This window comes from Nocardia mangyaensis (assembly GCF_001886715.1).
Lineage (GTDB): Bacteria > Actinomycetota > Actinomycetes > Mycobacteriales > Mycobacteriaceae > Nocardia > Nocardia mangyaensis.
Genome location: NZ_CP018082.1, coordinates 7274590 through 7295096 on the forward strand (window position 1 = coordinate 7274590; position 20507 = coordinate 7295096).

The following is a 20507-nucleotide window of genomic DNA, read 5'->3' on the forward strand; positions in this document are numbered from 1 at the left end:
CGTGTGACCAGCGGCGTTCCGGGCCGGGCTCGCCACTCCCTGACCGGCCATCAATCGACAGTCACCCTTCTCCGCGTTCAAGGGCGGAAAGGCTGGGTCGACGATGCGGTGGCGCGTGTGCGCTCACTGCTGGGCGCGAACGGTTTCACGGCTCCTCGTACAGGCCATCCACGCGGCGGCCAACGGGGACGCGCTGATCGCCCCCAACGTCACCCGCCGGCTGCTGGCGACCTTCGCCGACCAGGCGCCGGTGGTACCGGTCCAGCCCATCGACCCGCTCACCGAGCGCGAGGAGCAGGTGCTCGCGCTGGTGGCACGGGGCCGGACCAACGCCGAGATCGCCACCGAGCTCTTCGTCGGCCTGAGCACGGTCAAGACCCACGTCGCATCGTTGATGGCCAAGCTCGGCGCCCGCAACCGCGTCGAGATCGCGATGTGGGCATACGACACCAGACGCGTGCGGGCCGACTAGAGCGCAGCAGCGATCATCTCCGGCGCGTTGTCGAGCGGTGCTCAGACGCAGGCGAATTCGTCGTCGTGGACGCCGGCGACGAAGGCCGCCCATTCGGTGGGGGTGAAGTGGAGGAGGACGTCTTCGTGGCGAAGGGTGGCCGAGCCGTCGGTGGAGACGTGGGCGACCAGGGCCGGGTGGCGGCGGGTGATGCGCAGGCAGTGCAGGAATTCGGTCCACAGCTCGGTGGTGACGGTGATGATCGGTTCGTCCAGGCCGACGTTCATCGAGTTGCGCCGGAATTTGCTGTCGCGTATCTGGACGACGTCACCATCGAAACGAACCTCGACACACTGGTTGCCGTTATTCGAGCGCGACGAGGTGAACCAGCCGTGTTCGGCCGGGCGGCGGCGAGCGGTGGTGGACATGCCTCGAATCTTACACTCTCGCATAGTCCCTGATCAGGGCGAGAGATTCAGTGCGGGAAAGGGACTGCTCCCGAGCGCGCAAGTAGGCGAAGCCGAGATCGCGGACCTGTTCGGGGTCGTCGACCGGGCCGCCGAAGACCGCGCTCTCGGCCCAGGCGAAGGTGGGTAGCTGATCGCTTGCGAAGTCGAGCAGATGGAAGCTGGACCCGCCGAGCACCGCCCCTTCGGTGGCACTGAACGGGATGACCCGCACGTCGACGGTGTCGAGCGTGCGAACCAGCTCGACCAGGTGACCGAGCTGCTCACGGAGGACATCGGGACCGCCGGTCTGCTGCCGCAGGGTGGCCTCGCCGAGGACGGCGGTGAGTTCGAGCGGGTCGGGCTCGCGCAAACGCCGTTGCCGGCGTAGTCTTATCGAGACTAATTGGTCTACCTGAACCGGACGGATCATCACATCGGCACTGATCAGAGCACGCGCGTACGCCTCGGTCTGCAGCAGGCCGGGCACGATCAGACTGTCATAGCTGCGGATACTCTGCGCGCCCGCCTCCATGCCGTACAGGCGCTGCAGTTCGGGACCGATCAGGGCCGAGGCGGTGGACCACCAGCCGCGCTGCTTGCTGGCCTCGAGCAGTTCCAGCAGTTCGCGACGCTCATCGGCGGTGACGTCGAGAACGTCGAGGACCGGTTCGATGGTGGTGCGGGTGAGCACCCGCCTGCCCTTCTCCACATGCGACCAGTTGGCCGGGGTGAACCCGACGCGGCGGGCGAACCCGGCCGAGTCGAAACCGCGCTGCTCGCGCAGCTCACGCAGGCGCAGCACGAGTTCCCAGCGCGCTGCGGTCGGCGAAACGGGAGCCATGCGGGCAGATAATACGCTGATCGACACGCTAGCTACTGACTATTGTCAGGCCGGTTGTGCGGCACTAGGCTGTCGAGAACGGCATTTTTCCCATTCGAACGGCCGTTATGAAAAAGTTTCCCGCTCCACAGCGTTCGTGATGTATGAGCACCCCCGATCGAGCGAATCCACAGCTACATCGAGTCCAGCGTCGACAGAGACGAGGTCGTGATGAGCACGTCGCGCACTGATGACAAAGGCGGGTATACCGCGGCCGAGGAGTACTCGGCCACCCAGGACGCGCTGACGCGCTGTCGTCACTACCGCAAGCACAACGGGCTCTACGGCGTGGTCGACTCGACCCTCGGCCGGATCATGCTCGAGATCGGCGCCGTCGGGGCGGTGGTGATGCCCTCGACGCTGGGCGAACGGGTCCGCGGTCTGCTGATCGGGCGCGGCCTGCGCTGCGGGCCGATCATCGCCCATCCCCGCTCCGGTCGATGGACCTTCCTGACCGGCCCCACCGACAATTCCTATCTCGACACCGTGCTCTTCGCCGAACTGTTCCGGGTGTGCGCCTCGGTCGCCTTACCCGGCAGCGAGATCGTGCTCCCGTCCCCGGCCGACGAACGCAGCGGATACCGCACCTGGATGCAGGCCCCCGACGGCGACTACCGCCCCGACTTCGCCCAGATCATCGCCGCCACCCGCACCAACGCCAGAACCGCCGACCTGATCCACCAGCCCGGATCGGCCTGAGCGGCTACCCACCGCCGAGGCGGGCGTGCATCTCCCAGACCAGGACCTCCGCGGCCCCGTGCGGACGCACCAGCTGACCGCCCGAGCGCGTGAGCCGCACCGCGTCACCCTGGGCCAGCGTGCCGATGCCCTCGACGTCGACCTCGCCGCGCGCGACGAAAACATGCAGGTAGGGCGCTTCGGGCAGGGTGACGCCGGAACTCTCGGCGGACATACGAGCCACGTGCATGGCCGCGTGCGAGGAATTGATCGCGATGGCGGTGCGGTCGCGGTAGCGGGGTAGGCCCGAGGCCACCGTCACCAGATCGCCGCGAGCGAGCTCGGCATCGATCTCGAGCTGCTGATAGCCAGGGTCTAGGCCCGGCTCGTCGGGCACCACCCACATCTGGACGAAATGCACCGGCTCGTCGTGGGCGGGCAGCGTGCCGTCCAGGCGCCACGAATCGTTCTTCTCCGAATGCATGATCCCGGTGCCCGCGCTCATCCGCTGTGCCAGGCCCGGATAGATGACGCCGTTGTGGCCCAGCGAATCCTGGTGCACCAGGCTGCCACCCAGCACCCAGGTGACGATCTCCATGTCCCGATGCGGGTGGGTGTCGAAACCCTCGCCGGGCAGCACCACGTCCTCGTTGTTCACCAGCAGCAGCCCGTGATGGGTGTTGTCGGGGTCGTAGTGCTCGCCGAAGGAGAAGGAGTGCTTGGAGTCCAGCCACGAGATCCGCGTCTTCATCCGGTCACCGCCGCGATGCAGTTCGATCCGCGGCGTCGTCGGTGTCGACATGACGCTCCTCCTGCTCTTCCACCCGTACCGCCACCCTCAATTCTGGCACCACTATCCTCACGAGGTGTCGACCCATCGTCGCGACGGCCCGGATCCGGCGGACGAACAACCGAACTCCCTGCGGAATCTGCTCCGCGAGAGCCACGGCGTGTTCCGGCGGAATCCGCGAATGCCCCGGCTGGCCCTGCTGCGGCTGGCCGCCCAGTTCGGCGACGGCATGTTCCAGGCCGCGCTCTCGGGCGCGATTCTGTTCAACCCCGAACGCGAGACCGATCCGCTCGCCATCGCGGCCGGTTTCGCGGTGCTCCTGCTGCCCTATTCGATCCTCGGGCCCTACGCGGGCGCCCTGCTGGACCGGTGGGATCGGCGCGGTGTGCTGCTGGTCGCCAGCGTGACCCGGGCGGTGCTGATCGGGGTGGCCGCGCTCGCGCTGTTCGGCGGGGCGGGGGAGACACCGCTGCTGATCCTGGCACTGGCCGTGGTGGGGATCAGCCGCTTCGTGCTGGCCGGGGTGTCGGCGGCGTTGCCGCGGGTGCTGGAACGGCGCTGGCTGGTGCCGATGAACTCGATTCTGGCGACCGTGGCCTCGGTGTGTGCCGGAGTCGGCGCGGCGGCGGCCGTGGCGGTCATCGCGGTGCTCGGGGCCGGCGACGCGGCCGCGGCGGTGGCAGTGGCGCTCAGTGGTGTCGGCTCGGTGATCGGAGCGGTACTCGCCTATGGGTTCGGACCGCGCGTGCTCGGGCCCGAGCGCGGGTCGGCCGGATCGGCGAGCACGGTACGCGCGATCGCGACCGGCCTGCGCACCGGCGCGCGGGCGGTGTGGCAGTCGGTGCAGGTGACCACGGCGATGATCGGGATCGGCGCGCACCGGATCGTCTTCGGAATGAACACGCTGATCATGGTGCTGGTGCTGCGTCAGCCCACCGACCAGACCCAGATGAGCGGCGGGCTGGTGGGTTTCGGGGTCGCGATCGGCTTCGCCGCGGCCGGCATGCTGACCGCCGCGATCCTGGCGCCGGTGCTGATTCCCCGGCTCGGCAAGCCGCGCACGGTGCTGCTCGGGCTGGTGACCGCGGTGATCGTCCAGTTGACGCTGGTCACCCCGATCGCGGTGGCGTCCACCGACGCCGCGGTCGACAACGCCCACCGGCTGCTGCTGCTCGGCGCGTTCGGGCTCGGCCTGGCCGGTCAGACGATCAAGCTGACCGGCGACGCCAGCATGCAGATGGACATCGACGACGATCGGCGCGGCCAGGTGTTCGCCCTGCAGGACACCGTTTTCAACATCACCTTCGTGCTGGCGATCGCGGCGACCGCACTGGTGATCCCCGCCGACGGCCACTCGCTCGGCGTGGTGCTCACGGGCGCGGTGGTCTACGCGCTCGGCATCGTGGCGATCGCGCTCAACGCCCGCAGGGCCAGGGCGGCGGGCTGAGCGGGCCGGGAGTCTCCTGGGCCAGGACGGTCCGATGATCGACGGTCGCCAGTGGAATGTCGGGCAGCAGGTCGAGATTCGACGCCGTCCGCACGGCGTCGACGGTCGTCTCGGCCGGGGCGTCGCGTTCGACCCAGGGCAGCGGTTCCCGCTCGGCGTGTTCCGGCGCGCCGGTGATCTGGTGCGACCAGGTGCCGTTGCCGGTGGGGTCGGTGAAGAAGTGGTCGAGGACGCCGTCGTCGTCCAGGTCGAGGGCGGCGACATCGGCGACGCCGTCGCGGTCGGAATCCCACAGTGCGTCATCGACGTTGCCGTCACCGTCGAAATCGAGCCACAGCGCGTCGGCGATCCCGGTGTTCGCCAGTTCCAGGTCGGCCTGACCTGACCAGTGGTGCACGATCCCGTCGCCGGTTCCGAAGACGTACTCGATTTCGTTCACATCTGGTTGGACGCGGGGCAGGGGCGTTCGGTTCCGGTAAGTTCTACGCGCATGCGCGCATCAGCGGTTTCGCCCGGTTCGGCCGCACTCGGTGTGTTGCTCGCCGCGGTCCTCGCCGCACCAGCTCACGCCGCCCCGCTCCCGTGGGCGCCGCCGCCGGTGAACATCTGCGGGGAAGTCGGATTCGACCCGCTGAACCGGCTGCCCGACCCCGCCGCGCCCCCCGCGCCGCCGCTCCCGCCGCGCATCGACATCCCGATCCCGGTGCCACTGCCGACGCCCGTGCCGGTCCCCGATCCGCCGCACGACAACACGCGGGTCGCCCAGACACCGCTGCCGATGGACCCGTGCCGCAATCCGTGCCCCGAGGTCAGGGACACGCCCGAGCCGGACAGCGAAGGGGGCGAGCCGATGTCGACGGGTTCGGCCGCCATGCTGCCCCGGATCCAGATCAGGCCGGAGATCGAACCCATCCCGATCCCGGTGCCCGGCGGCGAGGGCGACCCGCCGCAGGACGCGCCGGAACCGGTTGTGCGACCGATCGAACCGGGTCCGGTGCGCGCGCCGGTCGCGCAGACCGGGGTGGAGTTCGTGCGGCTCGTCGAGCAGGTCACCGGGCCCGGCTCGGCCAATCGGACCGATATGCGCTGGCAGGTCGACGGCACCGACCTCGGCCTGTTCTGGGAGACCGAACCGGGCAAGGTCGCGATGGTCTTCGGTGACACGTTCGGCGAGGGCTGGGTCTACGGCGGTGCGGGCGCCGACACCGCCGACTGGCGGTCCAACGCGCTCGCCTTCAGCACCGACACCGACCTGTCCGACGGGCTGACCATCGACTCGATGGTGCAGGACAGTCCCTGCCACGCCGCCGAACTGCTCGGCAGCCGCAAGATCAAGAACTGGGAGACCACCACCATCCCCACCTCGGGGTTCGCCCTCGGCGAGCGGCAGTTCATGAGCTACATGTCGGTGAACCACTGGTCGCGAATCCCGGGCATGTGGCTGACCAACTACGGCGGTCTCGCCTACTCCGACGACGGCGGACAGACCTGGACCAAGGACCAGCACGCCAAGTGGGAGAACATGTTCGGCCTCGGCCGCTTCCAGGTCGCGGCGATGGTGCCCCGCGGCGACTACGTCTACATGTTCGGCACCCCCAATGGCCGGGTCGGAATGATCGGGCTGGCCAGGGTGCACAAGAAGGACGTGCTCAACAAGACGGCCTATCAGTACTGGGTGGACGGCAGTTGGGCACCGGCCGCGGAGAATTCGGCGACGCCGCTGGTACTCGGCACGGCCAGCGAGCTGTCGGTGCGTTTCGACACCGAGACCGGGCAGTGGCAGATGGTCTACCTGGACGCGGCGGCGGGCCAGATCGTGTTGCGCACGGCGGCCGAACCCCAGGGCGCGTGGACCTCGGCCGTGCCGCTGGTCTCCACCGAGGACTATCCGCGGGCCTACGGCGGGTTCATCCACCCCTGGTCGACCGCGCGCGACCTGTACTTCACGATGTCGGCGTGGGACAGCTACAACGTCTACCTGATGCACGCGCGGCTGCGTCCGCCTGCCTGATCACAGATCCGGCACGAACCGCAATCGCTGACCAGGACGGGCCTGGGCCACCGTGTCGACATCGGCGTCGAGCACGACAGCGACCACCGGATAGCCGCCGGTGATCGGGTGATCGGCGAGGAAGACGACGGGCTGACCGCTCGGGGGCACCTGCACCGAGCCCAGCGCGACACCTTCGGCGGGTAACTCGCGCGAGCGAGCGCGAACCAGCGGCGGACCGTCGACGCGATCCAGGCGCGCGCCGATCCGGTCGGTGTCGACCGAGACCACCCACGACCCGCGAAACAGCTGTTCGGGCTCGGCGAACCAGTCCGCGCGCGGGCCGGGACGCGCCCGGACCGTGAGCACCTCCGGCGGCACCGGCTGCGGCGCGAACTCCACCGTGGGCAGGGTGCGCGGGGGCGGGCCGATGGGCAGTTGCGCGCCGGCGTGCAGCGGTTCGGGACCGATTCCGGACAGCGTGTCGCGGCTGCGCGAACCGAGTACCTTGGCCACATCGATGCCGCCGCGCACCGCGACGTAGCTGCGTAATCCGGTGCTGGCCAGGCCGAGTCGAAGTACCTCGCCCTCGTCGAGTTCGAGCACGCTGGCATGCCCGACGGGTGTGCCGTCGACCGTCGCCGGTGCGGGCGCGCCGGTCACCGCGACCGTGAGGTGCGCGTCGGCGCGCAGGGCGAGTCCGCCCAGCAGCACCTCGATGGCGCCGTGGTCCTCCGGATTGCCGACCAGCCGGTTCGCCAGCCGCAGCGACGCGCGATCGGCCGCACCCGCCTGGCCCACCCCGGAGTCGAACCAGCCGGGACGGCCCAGATCCTGCACCGTCGCGAGCGGCCCCACCCGCTCGATGAAGATCAGCATGCGATCACTCCCCGATTCGCTGTCGAGGCGGCGCACCGTTGAGCAGCCTGGGGTCATTCCTCGCTCGTCAGCTCGACGAACCGTATCGCCGAACCCGCCCGCACGAGCGCGGGCGGATCACGGTCGACGACCCACATTCGCAGATCCGTCCGGCCGATCAGCTGCCAGCCGCCCGGCGTACCCCGCGGATACACCGCCGAATAGCCGCCGGCCAACGCGACCGCTCCCGGTGGGATGGCGGTGCGCGCCTGCGCCCGGCGCGGCACGGTGAGCCTGCCGTCGGGCGAGGTGAGATAGCCGAATCCGGGTGCGAATCCGACGAACGCGCACCGCCAGATCGTGTCGGTGTGCGCCGCGATCACCTCCGGCACCGAGAGGTCGAGCAACCGGGCGACCTCGGGCAGGTCCACGCCGTCGTAGCGGACCGGGATCTCGACGATGTCGTCGTCGACGCCGGTGTCCGGCGGTGTTCCACGGGAAACATCCGGCGAATCCGGTTGCGGCGGCTCCCGATCCAGCCGGTCGAGCAGGGCGACGAGCTCGCGGCGGACCTGCGTTTCGTAGCTCACCGAGTGCATCGTCACCAGCACGGTTTCCGCCGCGGGCAGCACATCCTGCACCCCGGCGATGGCGTGTACCCGCAGAGCCGAGGCCAGGCGCTGGACAGGTCGGGGATCGTCGAGTGTGACGAGCATGGCGCGATCGCCCGCGGATCGGATCCGCGAGTTCCAATCGATGTCCATCCTGCCTCCCACCCTCAGCCGAACGGCTCCACCGGCACGCCCGCCTCGTCGAGTGCCCCGCGAATCCGGCGGGCCATCTCCACGGCGGCGGGGGAGTCACCGTGGACGCACACGCTGGCCACGGCTACGACGACCGTACCGGGACCGTCTACGGTACGCGCGGTCCCCGACAGCGCAAGAGAAACCGCCTGCGACACCGCGTCGTCGGGGGCCAGCACCGCACCCGCGACTCCACGCGGGGCCAGCGCGCCCGTCGCGGTATAGGCCCGGTCGGCGAAGCCCTCGCCGACGAAGCGCACATTCGCCCGCTGGGCGGCGCGTTCCAGTTCGGTACCCGCCGGGCCGAGCAGGGCAAGGGTGGGTTCGATATCGGTCACCGCGGCCAGCACGGCGTCGGCGAGCAGCCGGTCGCGGGCCGCCGCGTGGTAGAGCGCGCCGTGGGGCTTGACGTAGCGCACCCGGTCGCCCGCCGCGGCCGCGAAGGCCGAGAGCGCGCCGATCTGATAGACCACCTCGTCGCGCAGATCGGCGGGGGCGATGGCGAGGTCGCGGCGGCCGAAGCCGACCAGGTCGCGATAGCCGACGTGGGCGCCGATCCGCACCCCCTTGGCCACCGCGAGTTCGCAGGTCCGGCGCATGATGGCCGGATCACCGGCGTGGAAACCGCAGGCGATGTTGGCGCTGGTGACGACGTCGAGCATCGCGGCGTCCTCACCCATCCGCCACGGGCCGAAGCCCTCACCGAGATCGCTGTTCAGGTCGAGCGGCATGATTCGAGCATGAACGACCCGGCTCGCTCGGTCACCACCGGGGCGGGGTCGGTCTTGGCGCGGGTCCCAGAACCCCGCGCGGACCGTGGCCGCCGGGCCCGTCGCCAAGTACTCTCGGATCATCATGGCCACGTATTTCGATCCGAAGTCCTGGTCACTGTCGGGCGCTGTCGATGTGGGCAGGCGCCTGCTCGACCCGTCATGGATCGATCAGTGGCTCGGCTTCACCACGTCCTGGGCCGATCCCGTCGCCGACCTCGGTTCCGGCACCGTCACCGCGCTCATGCCCGATGTACTGATGACCGTGCTCAGCGAGGGCATTCTCAGCCGTTTCGGCGGCCAAGAGGTGAGCGCGACCCTGCTCGGGCACGACCTGACGGCCACGCTGGATGTGTTCAAAGTGCGCAGGCGCGGCGCGCACTTCCAGAGCAAGACAGTGCTCTCCGACCTGGTCTGGGACGCGCATCCGTTCGACAGCGTCACCGTCATCGCGCACGGCGTGCGGCTGATTCCCGGTGTGCCGACCAAGATCCGGGTGCAGCAGCTCGACATCGAGGGTGTCATCGGGCTCGAGGCGCTGGTCGAGTGGGTCGACGCGCAGAACTTCGATTGGCGGGTGCGCCTGGACGAGCGCGGACGCATCCTCGCCAGTCATCGCAGTAAGAAGATGCGCGCGCTGGTCGATGCGCAGGTCTATGACAATCTGCTCACCATCGATGTGGCCCGGGCGAACTGGCACGGCATCCGCCTGCCACGCCGCGCCATCAAAGCGCCCGCGCTGCTGCTCGACGATCTACCGAACCGGGCGAGCATCTCCTACGCGCACCGCCGCGGCGACAAGGTGCGCTTCCGGATCGAGCTGCCCGAGACCACCGGCTCGTTCGACCTGGCCCAGATCCGCACGGCCATCGTCGCGGGCACCACGCTGATCGTGTTCTGATCAGGGGTTCTGCGTCTTCCACCAGTCCAGCAGGGCGGCTTCGGCTTCCTCGCGGGTCATCGGACCGCGATCGAGGCGCAGATCCTTCAGGTACTTCCACGCCTTGCCGACCTGCGGGCCCGGTGGCAGGTCGAGCAGTTCCATGATCGCGTTGCCGTCGAGATCGGGGCGTACCCGCGCCAGGTCCTCCTGGGCGCGCAGGGTCGCGATGCGCGATTCCAGCTCGTCGTAGGTGGCGCGCAGGGCCGCCGCACGGCGCTTGTTGCGGGTGGTGCAATCGGCGCGGACGAGTTTGTGCAGCCGATCGAGCAGGTCGTCGGCATCGGTGACATAGCGGCGCACCGCCGAATCGGTCCACTGCCCCTTGCCGTAGCCGTGGAAGCGCAGGTGTAGGAACACCAGGCGCGCGACCTCTTCGGTGAACGCCTTCGGGTACTTCAGCGCGCGCATTCGCTTGCGCACCATCTTCGCGCCGACCACCTCGTGATGGTGGAAGCTCACGCCGCCACCGGGTTCGTTGCGCTTGGTGTCGGGCTTGCCGATGTCGTGCAGCAGCGCCGCCCAGCGCAGCACCAGGTCGGGATCGCCCTCCTCCTGGTCGATCGCCTGGGCGAGCACGGTCAGCGAATGCTGGTAGACGTCCTTGTGCTGGTGGTGCTCGTCGATCTCGAGTTTCATCGCCGGGACCTCCGGCAGCACCCGCTGGGCCAAGCCCGTGTCACACATGAGGTTGATGCCGTCGATCGGATGAACCGAACCGATCAGCTTGTCCAGCTCGGTGCGCACCCGTTCGGCGGTGATCCGGTCGATCTGCTCGGCCATGTCCACAATCGCCGCCCGCACCCGCGGCGCCACCTCGAACCCCAGCTGTGCGACGAAGCGGGCTGCGCGCAGCATGCGCAGGGGATCGTCATCGAACGAATCCTGCGGTGCGGCAGGGGTATCGAGGATCCCCGCGAGCAGGGCATCGAGGCCGTTCAGCGGATCGACGAATTCGAGCGACCCGTCGGCACCGATCTTCACCGCCATCGCGTTCACCGTGAAATCCCGGCGGACCAGGTCGCCCTCGAGCGTGTCACCGAAGGTCACCTCGGGATTACGCGAGACCCGGTCATAGGAATCGGCCCGAAACGTGGTGATCTCGAGCTGCTGATCCGCCTTGGCCGCACTCACCGTGCCGAAGGCGAGCCCCCCGGTGTCCCACAGGTGGTCGGCCCACCCCCGCATGAGCTCCTGCACCACCTCCGGCCGCGCGTCGGTGGTGAAATCCAGATCATTGCCCAGCCGCCCCAACACCGCGTCCCGCACACTGCCACCGACGAGATAGAGCGAATGCCCCCGCTCGGCGAACATCGCCCCCAGCGGCATGAGCACATCGGTGAGCTGCCCCAACGTCACCTGCGCTCCCGCCAGCAGGCGAGCACGACGATCCGCCACAGCTTCAGGGACAACATCAGGGGAAACCACGAATGAGCAGCATACTTGGCCCACCTCCCGCCGCCCCAGCCACACCGCACCATCGACGTCCGCCATGACCGCACTCCCAGCCCCGCACGACCCGACCTCGAGGAGGGTCCGCCGACGCAGTCGGCGGTTCGCGCCCGTCCCGCCGATCAGGCGCCGTCTCATACGCGACGAAGGAGCAAGAAACGGCGCCTGATCGGCGGGACCGCCGGGGGCGCGAACTCGAGCGCGCCAGCGCTCCAACGACACAGCTAAGCTGGCGGAGTGTCTCCTCCGGCCGATCGCGCGAACAGTCGACGCCGCCAGCCGCGGCGGCGCGGTTCGGCGAACAATGCCGGTACACCGCGGATGCGGACCGTGCGGGAGACCTCGGCGGGTGGTTTGGTCGTCGACGGGCTCGACGGGCCGCGTGAGCTGCGCTGCGCCGCGCTGATCGGGCGGACCGATCGCCGGGGTCGTCTGCTGTGGTCGCTGCCCAAGGGGCACATCGAAGCGGGGGAGACTTCCGAGCAGACCGCGATGCGCGAGGTCGCCGAGGAGACCGGGATCACCGGCGAGGTGGTCGCCGAACTGGGCAGCATCGACTACTGGTTCGTGACCGAGGGCAGGCGGGTACACAAGACCGTGCACCACTTCCTGCTGCGCTCACTGGGCGGTGAACTGTCCGACGCCGACGTGGAGGTCACCCAGGTTGCGTGGGTTCCATTGAGCGAGTTGGATTCCCGATTGGCTTACGCCGACGAACGGCGGTTGGCCGAAGTGGCGAACCGATTGATCGACCGGATGGAGACCGGCAAGCGATGACGGGTGGACTGTTCCGGCTGATCACGGCGGTCCTGACCATCTTGGGTTCGGTGTCGCTCCTGCCCGCGGTCGCGGACGCGCAGCCGAACGGGTCGGGCAGCACGACACCGAAGTTCCTCAAGCTGACCATGGACGCGGTGTCGCCGGGCACCGTCACCACCGACAGCGATCCGATGCTGACGGTCTCGGGCACGGTCACCAACATCGGTGATCGCGTCGTCGACGACGTGAGCGTGCGCATTCAGCGCGCCGCGGCGGTGACCGCACCGAGCGGGTTGCGCAGTTCGCTGCTGCTCGATCAGGTGAACTACGAGGTCACCGGGCCGTTCCAGGATGTCGCGGAGCGGTTGAGTCCTGGTCAGCGCAAGCAGTTCTCGGTGAGCATCGCGTTGCGTGACGGGACCGGTACCGCCTCGCTCGGGCTGACCGATCCCGGGGTGTATCCGCTGCTGCTCAATGTCAACGGCGAACCCGCCTATGGGACCCAGGCCCGACTCGACGACGCCCGCTTCCTGCTGCCGGTGCTCGGTCTGCCACCGGCCGGCGGTGATGCCGCCGGTGCCGCGGCGCTGCCGGTCGCCGCGCCGCCGGAGGCCACGCCGGTGGCGACCACGCTGGTCTGGCCGCTGGCCGACCGGCCGCGGATGGTGGCGGGCGAACCGGGGTCGGTGAACGGGCAGCCGGAACTGCTCGACGACGAGCTGGCGGTCTCGCTCGGCAAGGGCGGGCGGCTCGAGCAGCTGGTGGCCGCGCTGGAGTCGGTGGTGCCCGTGCCGGGCCAGGACCAGGGCGTGGCGGGGTCGGTGTGTATCGCCATCGATCCGGACCTGGTGTCGACCGTGCAGACCATGACCCGCGGGTATCGGGTGCTGGCGAGCCCGTCGGATCCGAGCGGGGCGACTCGCGAGGGGACCGGCGCGGAGAACGCGCAGGCCTGGCTGGACCGGTTGCGTGCGCTGGCCTCGTCGATGTGCACGGTGGCGTTGCCGTTCGCGCAGGTCGACCTGTCGGCGGTGGCCGCGGTCAACGATCCCGGCCTGTCCGCGCGGGCGCTGCTGGCGCCCGCCGACGTGGTGGACTCGATTCTGGGCACCCGGTCGCTGCGCGGGGTGAGCCTGCCCGATTCCGGCAGCATCGATGAACCCGCCGGCCATCTGCTGCGCCGGCACGGGTACGAGACGGCGGTGCTGGCCGCTTCGGCGGTGTCGGCCGACGGCGCACCCGCCGATTTCGACACCGCGCTGAGCTCGGCGCCCGCCTTGCTCGAGCCCGGTGCCGTGGTGGGCGGCGAACAGGCCGCGCCGGATGTCGTGCGGGTACCCGCGGTGAGCCTGGAACCACAGTCCTCCACCCCGCCGGTCGATCCGGCGCTGCGTGTGACCACCTTCGACATCTGGTCGGCGACCGCGCTGGCCGCGGTGGGGTCGAATCCGCCGACGCCGTCGTTCACGCCCTCGAAGGTGCGATTCGACGTCGCCAACGACTCGCGGCCCGCCCGGCTGCAGGACGCGCTCGGCGCGATGTCGTGGACCGCGCTCAACCCGGGGCCGGACCGGCCGCGCTCACAGCTGCTGATGCCGCCCCAGCAGTGGGGCGCCAATCGGGAAGAGGGCATCGCGCTGCTCGAGCAGATCGAGCTGCTCACCCGCCACAATCTGGCCGCGCCGCGCGCCTTCGCCGATCTGGTCGCCCAGGCGCCGGACCCGCGGCCGTTCGCTCTCGAGTATCTGCCGAGGGCCGCCCAGGACGCGGCACCGCCGCAGTACGTGGCGCCGATCCAGGCCCAGGGCGCGCGCGTGAGCGAGCTGCTGCGCGCACTGGTGGAAATACCCGAATCCGAACTCACCCCGCTGGCCTTCCTCACCCCCGCTCGCGAGGACCTGTTGCGCGCGCTGAGCCTGTCCGATCGCCGCGCCGAGGACAACACACTGGCCGACCTGCACGCCCAGCGCCGCATCGATCAGGTCACCGACGAGCTCGACACGATGTTCGCCTCGGTGTCGGTACTACCGCCGGGCGGGGTCTACACGCTGGCCTCCGAACAGAGCCCGTTGCTGTTGGTAGCTCGCAATGAACTGCCGGTCGCGATCCGGGTGACCTTCCGAATCGAGGTACCCGCCGAGACGAAGATCACCGACATCGGCGAACAGCTGCTTCCGCCGTCCGGGACCAGGTCGTTCCAGATCCCGACGGAGGTGAGCGACAGCCGTAAGCTGGTGATTCCGATTGCCCTTACCACTCCGGAGGGGATCGCGCTAGGGGAGGCGACCTCGGTCTCGGTGCGGTCGAATGCCTACGGTCAGGCCTTGGCCATAATTACCGCATGTGCCGCGATACTGCTGTTGCTGTTGGCCGGGCGCCGACTGTGGCGGCGCTTCCGTGGCCAACCCGATCCCGCCGACGAAGGGTTCGATCCGGAGACGCAACGGCGGGCGAGTCGATTGCGGCGCGCCCGTCAGCGACTGCAGCGGCAGTGAACGCCCACGCCTGACAGGCGGGCGAGGCACCATGGCAGACAGGGACGAGAGTGGCACGGGTGGGCGAAACGCTCATCGGACCGGCGGGATTCGCGGGTTGCGCCGGGTACAGGAGGCATGATGGGCGACGATGATTCCGCTCATCGGCGAGACCACGACGATCGTGGCGACGGACCGGACCAGCGCCGGATCCCCGCCGCGCCGTGGGAACGTGGAATGACGCCCGGACGCGGTGGAGACGATGACGAGACCTCAGGAGCAGTGCCGAGAGTCGATCGTCCGCTGTCGCCGCGAACTGGCCTGCCCAGCGGGCTCGAGCCTCCGGTAACCCCTGGTCAACCCTCATTCGATCCCGAGCAGACCATCGCCTCCTATCGACCACTGCCCAGCGATTCCGCCGTCGACCGACCCCGCGCGCCTCGGCACCCCGATGACGAGCTCACCCTTCGTTCCCGCCCCGGCGACCAGGGTGTACCGCGCTACCCCGACGACCGGGCCGGCCGTCCCGATGTGCCGGCTGTCGACCGGTACGGAGTGCCGCCGCGTGCCGAGGATCGGTTGGCGCCGCCCGGAACATCTGGACCCGCCGAACCCGGGCCCGCGCCCCGACTCGGCGACCCGCGCGTCGGGCATCGACCTGCTGATCCCGGCGTCGACCAGCGGCCCGATGATCGCCGGGTTCCGCCCGCTCGGCCCGGAGCGGGGGTTCCGGGGCAGCCTGGACGTCGGCCCGGCCCGGAGCACGACGGTGGACCGCGGTCGGCCGGATATCGCTCCCCCGATGTGCGGCCCCAGCAGGGTGAGCCCGGGCACGCCCCGAATCCGCGTGCGTCGGTAGAGCCGCCGCGTGTCCAGCGGCCCGGTGTCGCCCCTCGGTCCGGTGAGTTCCCGCAGCAACGCCCCGGCCCCGGACAGTCGGGTGAGTTCCCACTCCAGCAGCGCCCCGGTCCTGGGCCCGCCCCTCGGTCCGGTGAGTTCCCGCAGCAACGCCCCGGCCCCGGACAGTCGGGTGAGTTCCCACTCCAGCAGCGCCCCGGTCCTGGGCCCGCCCGTCGGTCCGGTGAGCCCCCGCAGCAACGCCCCGGTCCGACCGGTCAGCCCGGTGAATTCCCGCAGCAGCGCCCGGCTCCCGATCGCACCGGTCCACCCGGCGAATCCGCACAACAGCGCCCGGGTCGACCGGGGGAGCCCATCCAGCAGCGCCCAGGTCGCCCTGGCGAGCGACCGCCGGGCGGTTCCGGGCTGCCGGGCGAACAACCACCTCAGCTGCGTCGCGGCCCGGTGGGCCCGAACGGTGAACCCGCACAGCAACGTCCAGGCACCCGCCGACCCGGAGAGCCGCCGCAGCAGTCCCGATCCGGCGAGTTCCCGCGCCAGCATCGCCCCGGTCCCGGCGGCCAGCCCGAGCAACCCCGATCCGGCGAGTTCCCGCGGCAACAGCGTCCCGGCGGACCGGGCGAACCCCCACCGCCGCATCGTGGCCCCGCCGCCGATCCGCGCTCGGGTGAATTCCCGCGGCAGCGACCCGGCGCGGCCGCCCGCTCGGGTGAGTTCCCGTTGCAGCAGCGACCGGGTGCGCAGTCCGGGGCGATCCCGCGACAGGCGCGGCCGGACCTCGACGGTGACGAACGGACGCGCCGCTTCGGCGATCACCCCGGCGCGCAACGGCCGCCCGCCGGGGGCGAGCGTCGGCCCGGTGGCCACCCCGACGCCCCCGGTTCGCGCCGCGACGAGCAGCCAGGTCGGCGATCCACCCCGCCGCGGCCCAGCTATCCGGGTATGCCGGGGACACCGGTCGGCACGTCGGCCGATGCGGGGCGACCCGGTGGTGAACACAACGATCGGGGTCGTTCGCCGGCCGGTCGACAGCCCATCCCCGGTTCTTCGGAGCGGACCCAGGTCATCGCCCGGCCCGAGCCGGTGACGGTGGAGAAGGCGGACAAGGCCGAGACCCCGCAGAGCGCCAACGCGAAACTGCTCAAGGATTCCGGGTCGATCGCGTTCGCGACGCTGATCAGCCGGATCACCGGGTTCGCCAAGCAGCTGTTGCTGCTGACAGTGCTCGGTCCGGCCATCGCCAGCGCGTTCATCTCGGCGAACCTGATTCCCAACATGATCGCCGAGCTGGTGCTCGGCGCCGTGCTCACCGCCATCGTGGTGCCCACGCTGATCCGCGCCGAACAGGAGGACGCCGACGGCGGCGTCGCGTTCGTGCGCAGATTGGTGACCGCGGCCTTCACGGTGCTGTTCGCCGCGACGGTGCTCACCGCGGCGGCGACTCCGATCCTGGCCACCCAGGTGTTCGTCGCCTCCGACGGCAAGGTGAACACCCAGCTCACGATGGCGCTGACCTATCTGCTGGTGCCCGCGATCTTCTTCTACGGCGCCTCGGCGCTGTTCACCGCCATCCTGAACACCAGGCAGGCGTTCAAGCCCGGCGCATGGGCGCCGGTGCTGAACAACGTGGTCATGCTGGTCGTACTGGCCGTCTACGCGCTCACCCCGGGCGAGATCAGCCTCGATCCGGTGAAGATGGGCGACACGAAACTGCTGGTCCTCGGCATCGGTGTCACCGCCGGTGTCGCCGCCCAGGCCCTGTGCCTGCTGCCCGCGATCCGCAGGCACGGCATCAATCTGCGTCCCCTGTGGGGCATCGACGCCCGGCTCAAGCAGTTCGGCAAGATGGCCGCGGCGATCATCCTCTACGTGCTGATCAGCCAGATCGGCATGACCGTCGCCAACCACATCGCCTCCGCCGCCGACGAGGCCGGACCGGCGATCTACACCAACGCGTGGCTGTTGCTGCAGCTGCCCTACGGCGTGCTCGGCGTCACCCTGCTGACCGCGATCATGCCGCGCCTGAGCCGCAACGCCGCCAACGACGACACTCCTGCCGTCGTCGACGACCTGTCCGTGGCCACCCGCCTCACCATGATCGCGCTGATCCCGGTGGTCACCTTCCTGACCGTCGCGGGCCCGTCGATCGGCGAGGCGCTCTACGGCTACGCCCGGTTCTCCGGCGATGCCGAACGCCTCGGCAGCGCGGTGAGCTGGTCGGCGTTCACGCTGATCCCGTACTCGCTGGTGCTGATCCACCTGCGCGTGTTCTACGCCAGGGAACAGGCGTGGACGCCCACCTGGATCATCATGGGCATCACCGCGGTGAAGGTGGCGTTCTCCGCGCTCGCGCCGGTGCTCGCCCGCGACAGCAGCGACGTGGTCATCATCCTCGGCGTCGCCACCGGCCTCGGCTTCACGGCGGGCGCGGTGGTCGGCGGCATCCTGCTGCACCGCAGCCTCGGCGATCTGCGCATGGCCAATGTCGGGCGCACGGTGACCCGGGTGCTGCTCGCCTCGGTGGCCGGTGGCGCGGTGATGCTCATCGTCGACACCGTCACCGGGCTCGACCGGATCTCCGGGGGCGCGGGCTCCCTGCTGCGGGTCACCATCGGCGCGGTGGTGCTGTTCTCGGTGGCGTTCGGGCTGATGCGCTTGGCCGGGGTACCGGAGGTCGTGGCGATCACCGTCGCGATCTCACGCAAGCTGGGTATCACCCCGCCCGCGCCGGACCTCGGACTCGACGACACACCGGCCGACAGCGACGACATCTACGCCACCACGGTCCTGCGTAGGCCCGATACCTACGGCTATCCGGCCTACGGGCAGTCCTTGGACACCCAGACCATGGTGCTGCCCGTGATCCGCCCCGGCACTGTTGACATCACCGGCCAAGCACAGTTCCCGTACGCTGTTCGGCAGACCGACACGGGTGGCGATTTCGTCAACACGCGGAAGTATCCGCACGGTCCGCACGATCAGCGAGACCAGTCCGAAGGAGGACCGAGGGTGAGCGATGACGCGGTGGGCGGCGCCCCGGCCGCTGATTCTGCGGCGCGCGCAGCAAGAGGGATGTCCACCGATGTCGATCCCACTGTGGCAGGCACGGCGGGATCCGGGCACGCCGACGCGCCCGACGATAGCGACACTCCGCAGGCCAACGGCCCGACGGACCACCACAACGAACCGGCCGACGCGCAGCACCACGTCGAGCCACCCCAGGACCACGCCCACGACACCGGCATGCTGCCGATCCCGCCGCTGCCACCGGCCGATCCGCGCCGTGCGCAGCGCGGACCCAAGCTCATCCCTGGCGCGTCCGTGGCGGGCGGCCGGTACCGCCTGCTCGCCGGTCACGGTGGCGCGCGCGGGCTGAAGTTCTGGCAGGCACTCGACATCAAGCTCGACCGCGAGGTCGCGCTGACCTTCGTCGACGCCGACCAGAAGTCCGGCGAGAACGCGGGCCACGACGGCCCGCAGGCCATCCTGTCGCGCACGCTGCGCCTTGGCCGGATCAATTCGCCCGGCCTGGCCAGGGTGCTCGACGTGGTCCGTGGCAGCTCGGGCGGCATCGTCGTCGCCGAGTGGACGCCCGGCCGGTCGCTGCGCGAGATGGCCGAGACGGTCCCCTCGCCGATCGGCGCGGCCAGGGCCATCAGGGCGCTCGCCTCGGCGGCCGAACTGGCCCATCGCGGCGGCGGTTCGCTGTCGATCGATCATCCCGACCGCATCCGGATCAGCGCCTCCGGTGACGCGGTGCTCGCCTTCCCCGGCACGCTCGGCGACGCCGACGCCCAGTCCGACGTGCGCGGCCTCGGTGCCATGCTCTACGCCCTGATCACCGCGCGCTGGCCGATTCGCGTCGGCGGTGTCACCGGGACCGCGGCCACCATCGGCGGCCTTCGTCTCGCCGATTTCGGGCCCGACGGCACACCGGTCGAACCGCGCCAGATCCGGCCGGAGGTGCCGTTCGAGATCTCGGCAGTCGCGGTTCGTTCGCTGGAATCGAACAAGGGTGTGCGCACCGCGGCGACCGTGCAGCATGTGCTCGAGCAGGCCTCGGTCGTCGACCAGAAGACCGATTTCATCCCGGTCCTGCGGCTCGGTCAGCGGGCGGTCGCCAGCGGTCCCGATTCGCTCGCCGATCCGGAACTGCTCGCGGCCGAACGGGAACGCTCGCAGCGGATGATGTGGATCATGGTCGGCCTCGGTGTGCTGGCCGCGCTGGTGGTCGGCGTGCTGATCTGGTGGATGGTCAGCATCTTCGCCCCCGGTGCCTCCGACAAGCCGCTGGACCAGCAGATCAACATCGGTCTCACCTCCAGCGTGGCACCACCCGCGGCGGCGGCCGTACCCGAGCCGTCGGGGGAGCCCGCGCCGCCGACGAGCGTGCCGGTGCCGGTCACCGGCGCCGCGGTGTTCTCTCCGGAGGGCACCCCGGACGGCGCGGCCACCGCGGACGCGGTACTCGACCAGAACCCGTCGACGCTGTGGCGCACCGATCAGTACTTCCAGCAGTTCCCCGCCCTCAAGAAGGGCGTGGGCCTGCTGGCCACGCTGCCGACCCCGGCCAAGCTGACCAATGTGTCGATCACCTCGCCGAGCGCGGGCAGCACGGTCGAGATCCGCACCTCGCCCAGTGAGACGCCGACGCTCGATCAGACCCAGCTGATCGGCACGGCCACGCTCGGTGACGGGGTCACCGACATCGCCGTGCAGACCGATCAGGCCGTTCGTTTCGTGCTCGTATGGATCAACGGACTGGCGAACTCGGGCGGTCAGTTCCAGACCGCGATCGCCGACGTCCGGTTCGACGCCGCGCCGTAAATTCGCCCGCGTTCTCGTTCCCACCGCCATCAGTGCAGGTGGTCGACTATTTCCGCATCGAACACCCGCGTTCATCGAACC

Annotated in this window: 17 protein-coding genes; 8 read left to right on the top strand and 9 right to left on the bottom strand. The window is 69.9% G+C overall.

The genetic code is table 11. From position 1 onward, the window contains the following. Nucleotides 1-103: 103 nt before the first annotated feature. Nucleotides 104-472 (top strand): response regulator transcription factor, encoded by a 369-nt coding sequence (locus BOX37_RS32960; protein WP_240505145.1) that lies wholly within the window; start codon nucleotides 104-106, stop codon nucleotides 470-472. Nucleotides 473-513: 41 nt separating this feature from the next. Here the strand turns inward: BOX37_RS32960 and BOX37_RS32965 are convergent, their stop codons facing one another. Next, on the bottom strand, nucleotides 514-879 hold the full coding sequence (locus tag BOX37_RS32965; protein ID WP_071931020.1) for a DUF397 domain-containing protein: 366 nt from the start codon (nucleotides 877-879) through the stop codon (nucleotides 514-516). 10 nt (nucleotides 880-889) lie between these two features. Beyond that, the gene (locus BOX37_RS32970; RefSeq protein WP_071931021.1) at nucleotides 890-1741 is read right to left on the bottom strand and encodes a helix-turn-helix domain-containing protein; all 852 of its coding nucleotides are present in this window, start codon (nucleotides 1739-1741) and stop codon (nucleotides 890-892) included. 210 nt (nucleotides 1742-1951) lie between these two features. On the opposite strand from BOX37_RS32970, the gene BOX37_RS32975 reads away from it, so the two are divergent. After that, nucleotides 1952-2479: a hypothetical protein gene (locus BOX37_RS32975; RefSeq protein ID WP_071931022.1), complete on the top strand. Its 528-nt coding sequence runs from the start codon at nucleotides 1952-1954 to the stop codon at nucleotides 2477-2479. A gap of 4 nt (nucleotides 2480-2483) precedes the next feature. On the opposite strand, the gene BOX37_RS32980 is transcribed toward BOX37_RS32975, so the two are convergent. After that, nucleotides 2484-3260: a pirin family protein gene (locus BOX37_RS32980; RefSeq protein WP_071931023.1), complete on the bottom strand. Its 777-nt coding sequence runs from the start codon at nucleotides 3258-3260 to the stop codon at nucleotides 2484-2486. Between the two features lie 169 nt (nucleotides 3261-3429). On the opposite strand from BOX37_RS32980, the gene BOX37_RS32985 reads away from it, so the two are divergent. Next, on the top strand, nucleotides 3430-4695 hold the full coding sequence (locus tag BOX37_RS32985; RefSeq protein ID WP_156910814.1) for an MFS transporter: 1266 nt from the start codon (nucleotides 3430-3432) through the stop codon (nucleotides 4693-4695). Here BOX37_RS32985 and BOX37_RS32990 read toward each other — a convergent pair. Next, nucleotides 4664-5134 carry a hypothetical protein gene (locus BOX37_RS32990; RefSeq protein WP_071931024.1) on the bottom strand — a complete coding sequence of 157 codons (471 nt, stop codon included), beginning with the start codon at nucleotides 5132-5134 and terminating at the stop codon, nucleotides 4664-4666. The genes BOX37_RS32985 and BOX37_RS32990 overlap by 32 nt on opposite strands. 51 nt (nucleotides 5135-5185) lie before the next feature. Between BOX37_RS32990 and BOX37_RS32995 the strand changes: the two genes are divergently transcribed. Beyond that, the gene (locus BOX37_RS32995) at nucleotides 5186-6706 is read left to right on the top strand and encodes a DUF4185 domain-containing protein (protein ID WP_071931025.1); all 1521 of its coding nucleotides are present in this window, start codon (nucleotides 5186-5188) and stop codon (nucleotides 6704-6706) included. Here the strand turns inward: BOX37_RS32995 and BOX37_RS33000 are convergent, their stop codons facing one another. Genes BOX37_RS33000 through BOX37_RS33010 form a run of 3 tightly spaced genes read right to left on the bottom strand, consistent with a single transcriptional unit; the run spans nucleotide 6707 to nucleotide 9080 of the window. After that, nucleotides 6707-7564 carry a 5-oxoprolinase subunit C family protein gene (locus BOX37_RS33000; protein WP_071931026.1) on the bottom strand — a complete coding sequence of 286 codons (858 nt, stop codon included), beginning with the start codon at nucleotides 7562-7564 and terminating at the stop codon, nucleotides 6707-6709. 53 nt (nucleotides 7565-7617) lie between these two features. Beyond that, on the bottom strand, nucleotides 7618-8307 hold the full coding sequence (locus tag BOX37_RS33005; protein WP_071931027.1) for a 5-oxoprolinase subunit B family protein: 690 nt from the start codon (nucleotides 8305-8307) through the stop codon (nucleotides 7618-7620). 14 nt (nucleotides 8308-8321) lie between these two features. Next, nucleotides 8322-9080 carry a LamB/YcsF family protein gene (locus BOX37_RS33010; RefSeq protein WP_240505485.1) on the bottom strand — a complete coding sequence of 253 codons (759 nt, stop codon included), beginning with the start codon at nucleotides 9078-9080 and terminating at the stop codon, nucleotides 8322-8324. Between the two features lie 121 nt (nucleotides 9081-9201). Between BOX37_RS33010 and BOX37_RS33015 the strand changes: the two genes are divergently transcribed. Beyond that, a complete protein-coding gene (locus tag BOX37_RS33015; RefSeq protein ID WP_071932094.1) occupies nucleotides 9202-10017 on the top strand; it encodes a hypothetical protein in 816 nt (271 codons plus the stop codon). Here the strand turns inward: BOX37_RS33015 and BOX37_RS33020 are convergent, their stop codons facing one another. Next, nucleotides 10018-11454 carry a CCA tRNA nucleotidyltransferase gene (locus tag BOX37_RS33020; RefSeq protein WP_084760519.1) on the bottom strand — a complete coding sequence of 479 codons (1437 nt, stop codon included), beginning with the start codon at nucleotides 11452-11454 and terminating at the stop codon, nucleotides 10018-10020. Between the two features lie 375 nt (nucleotides 11455-11829). On the opposite strand from BOX37_RS33020, the gene BOX37_RS33025 reads away from it, so the two are divergent. Continuing rightward, entirely contained in the window at nucleotides 11830-12285 is a 456-nt protein-coding gene (locus BOX37_RS33025) for an NUDIX hydrolase (RefSeq protein WP_240505146.1), read from the top strand. After that, complete coding sequence (locus BOX37_RS33030) at nucleotides 12282-14762, top strand: DUF6049 family protein (protein ID WP_071931030.1); 2481 nt, start codon at nucleotides 12282-12284, stop codon at nucleotides 14760-14762. The genes BOX37_RS33025 and BOX37_RS33030 overlap by 4 nt, the downstream gene beginning before the upstream one ends. A gap of 342 nt (nucleotides 14763-15104) precedes the next feature. On the opposite strand, the gene BOX37_RS33035 is transcribed toward BOX37_RS33030, so the two are convergent. Then, entirely contained in the window at nucleotides 15105-16466 is a 1362-nt protein-coding gene (locus BOX37_RS33035) for a hypothetical protein (RefSeq protein WP_156910678.1), read from the bottom strand. Between the two features lie 168 nt (nucleotides 16467-16634). Here BOX37_RS33035 and BOX37_RS33040 point away from each other — a divergent pair, with 168 nt between their 5' ends. Beyond that, the gene (locus BOX37_RS33040) at nucleotides 16635-20426 is read left to right on the top strand and encodes a lipid II flippase MurJ (protein ID WP_420811646.1); all 3792 of its coding nucleotides are present in this window, start codon (nucleotides 16635-16637) and stop codon (nucleotides 20424-20426) included. The last annotated feature ends 81 nt before the right edge of the window (nucleotides 20427-20507 follow it).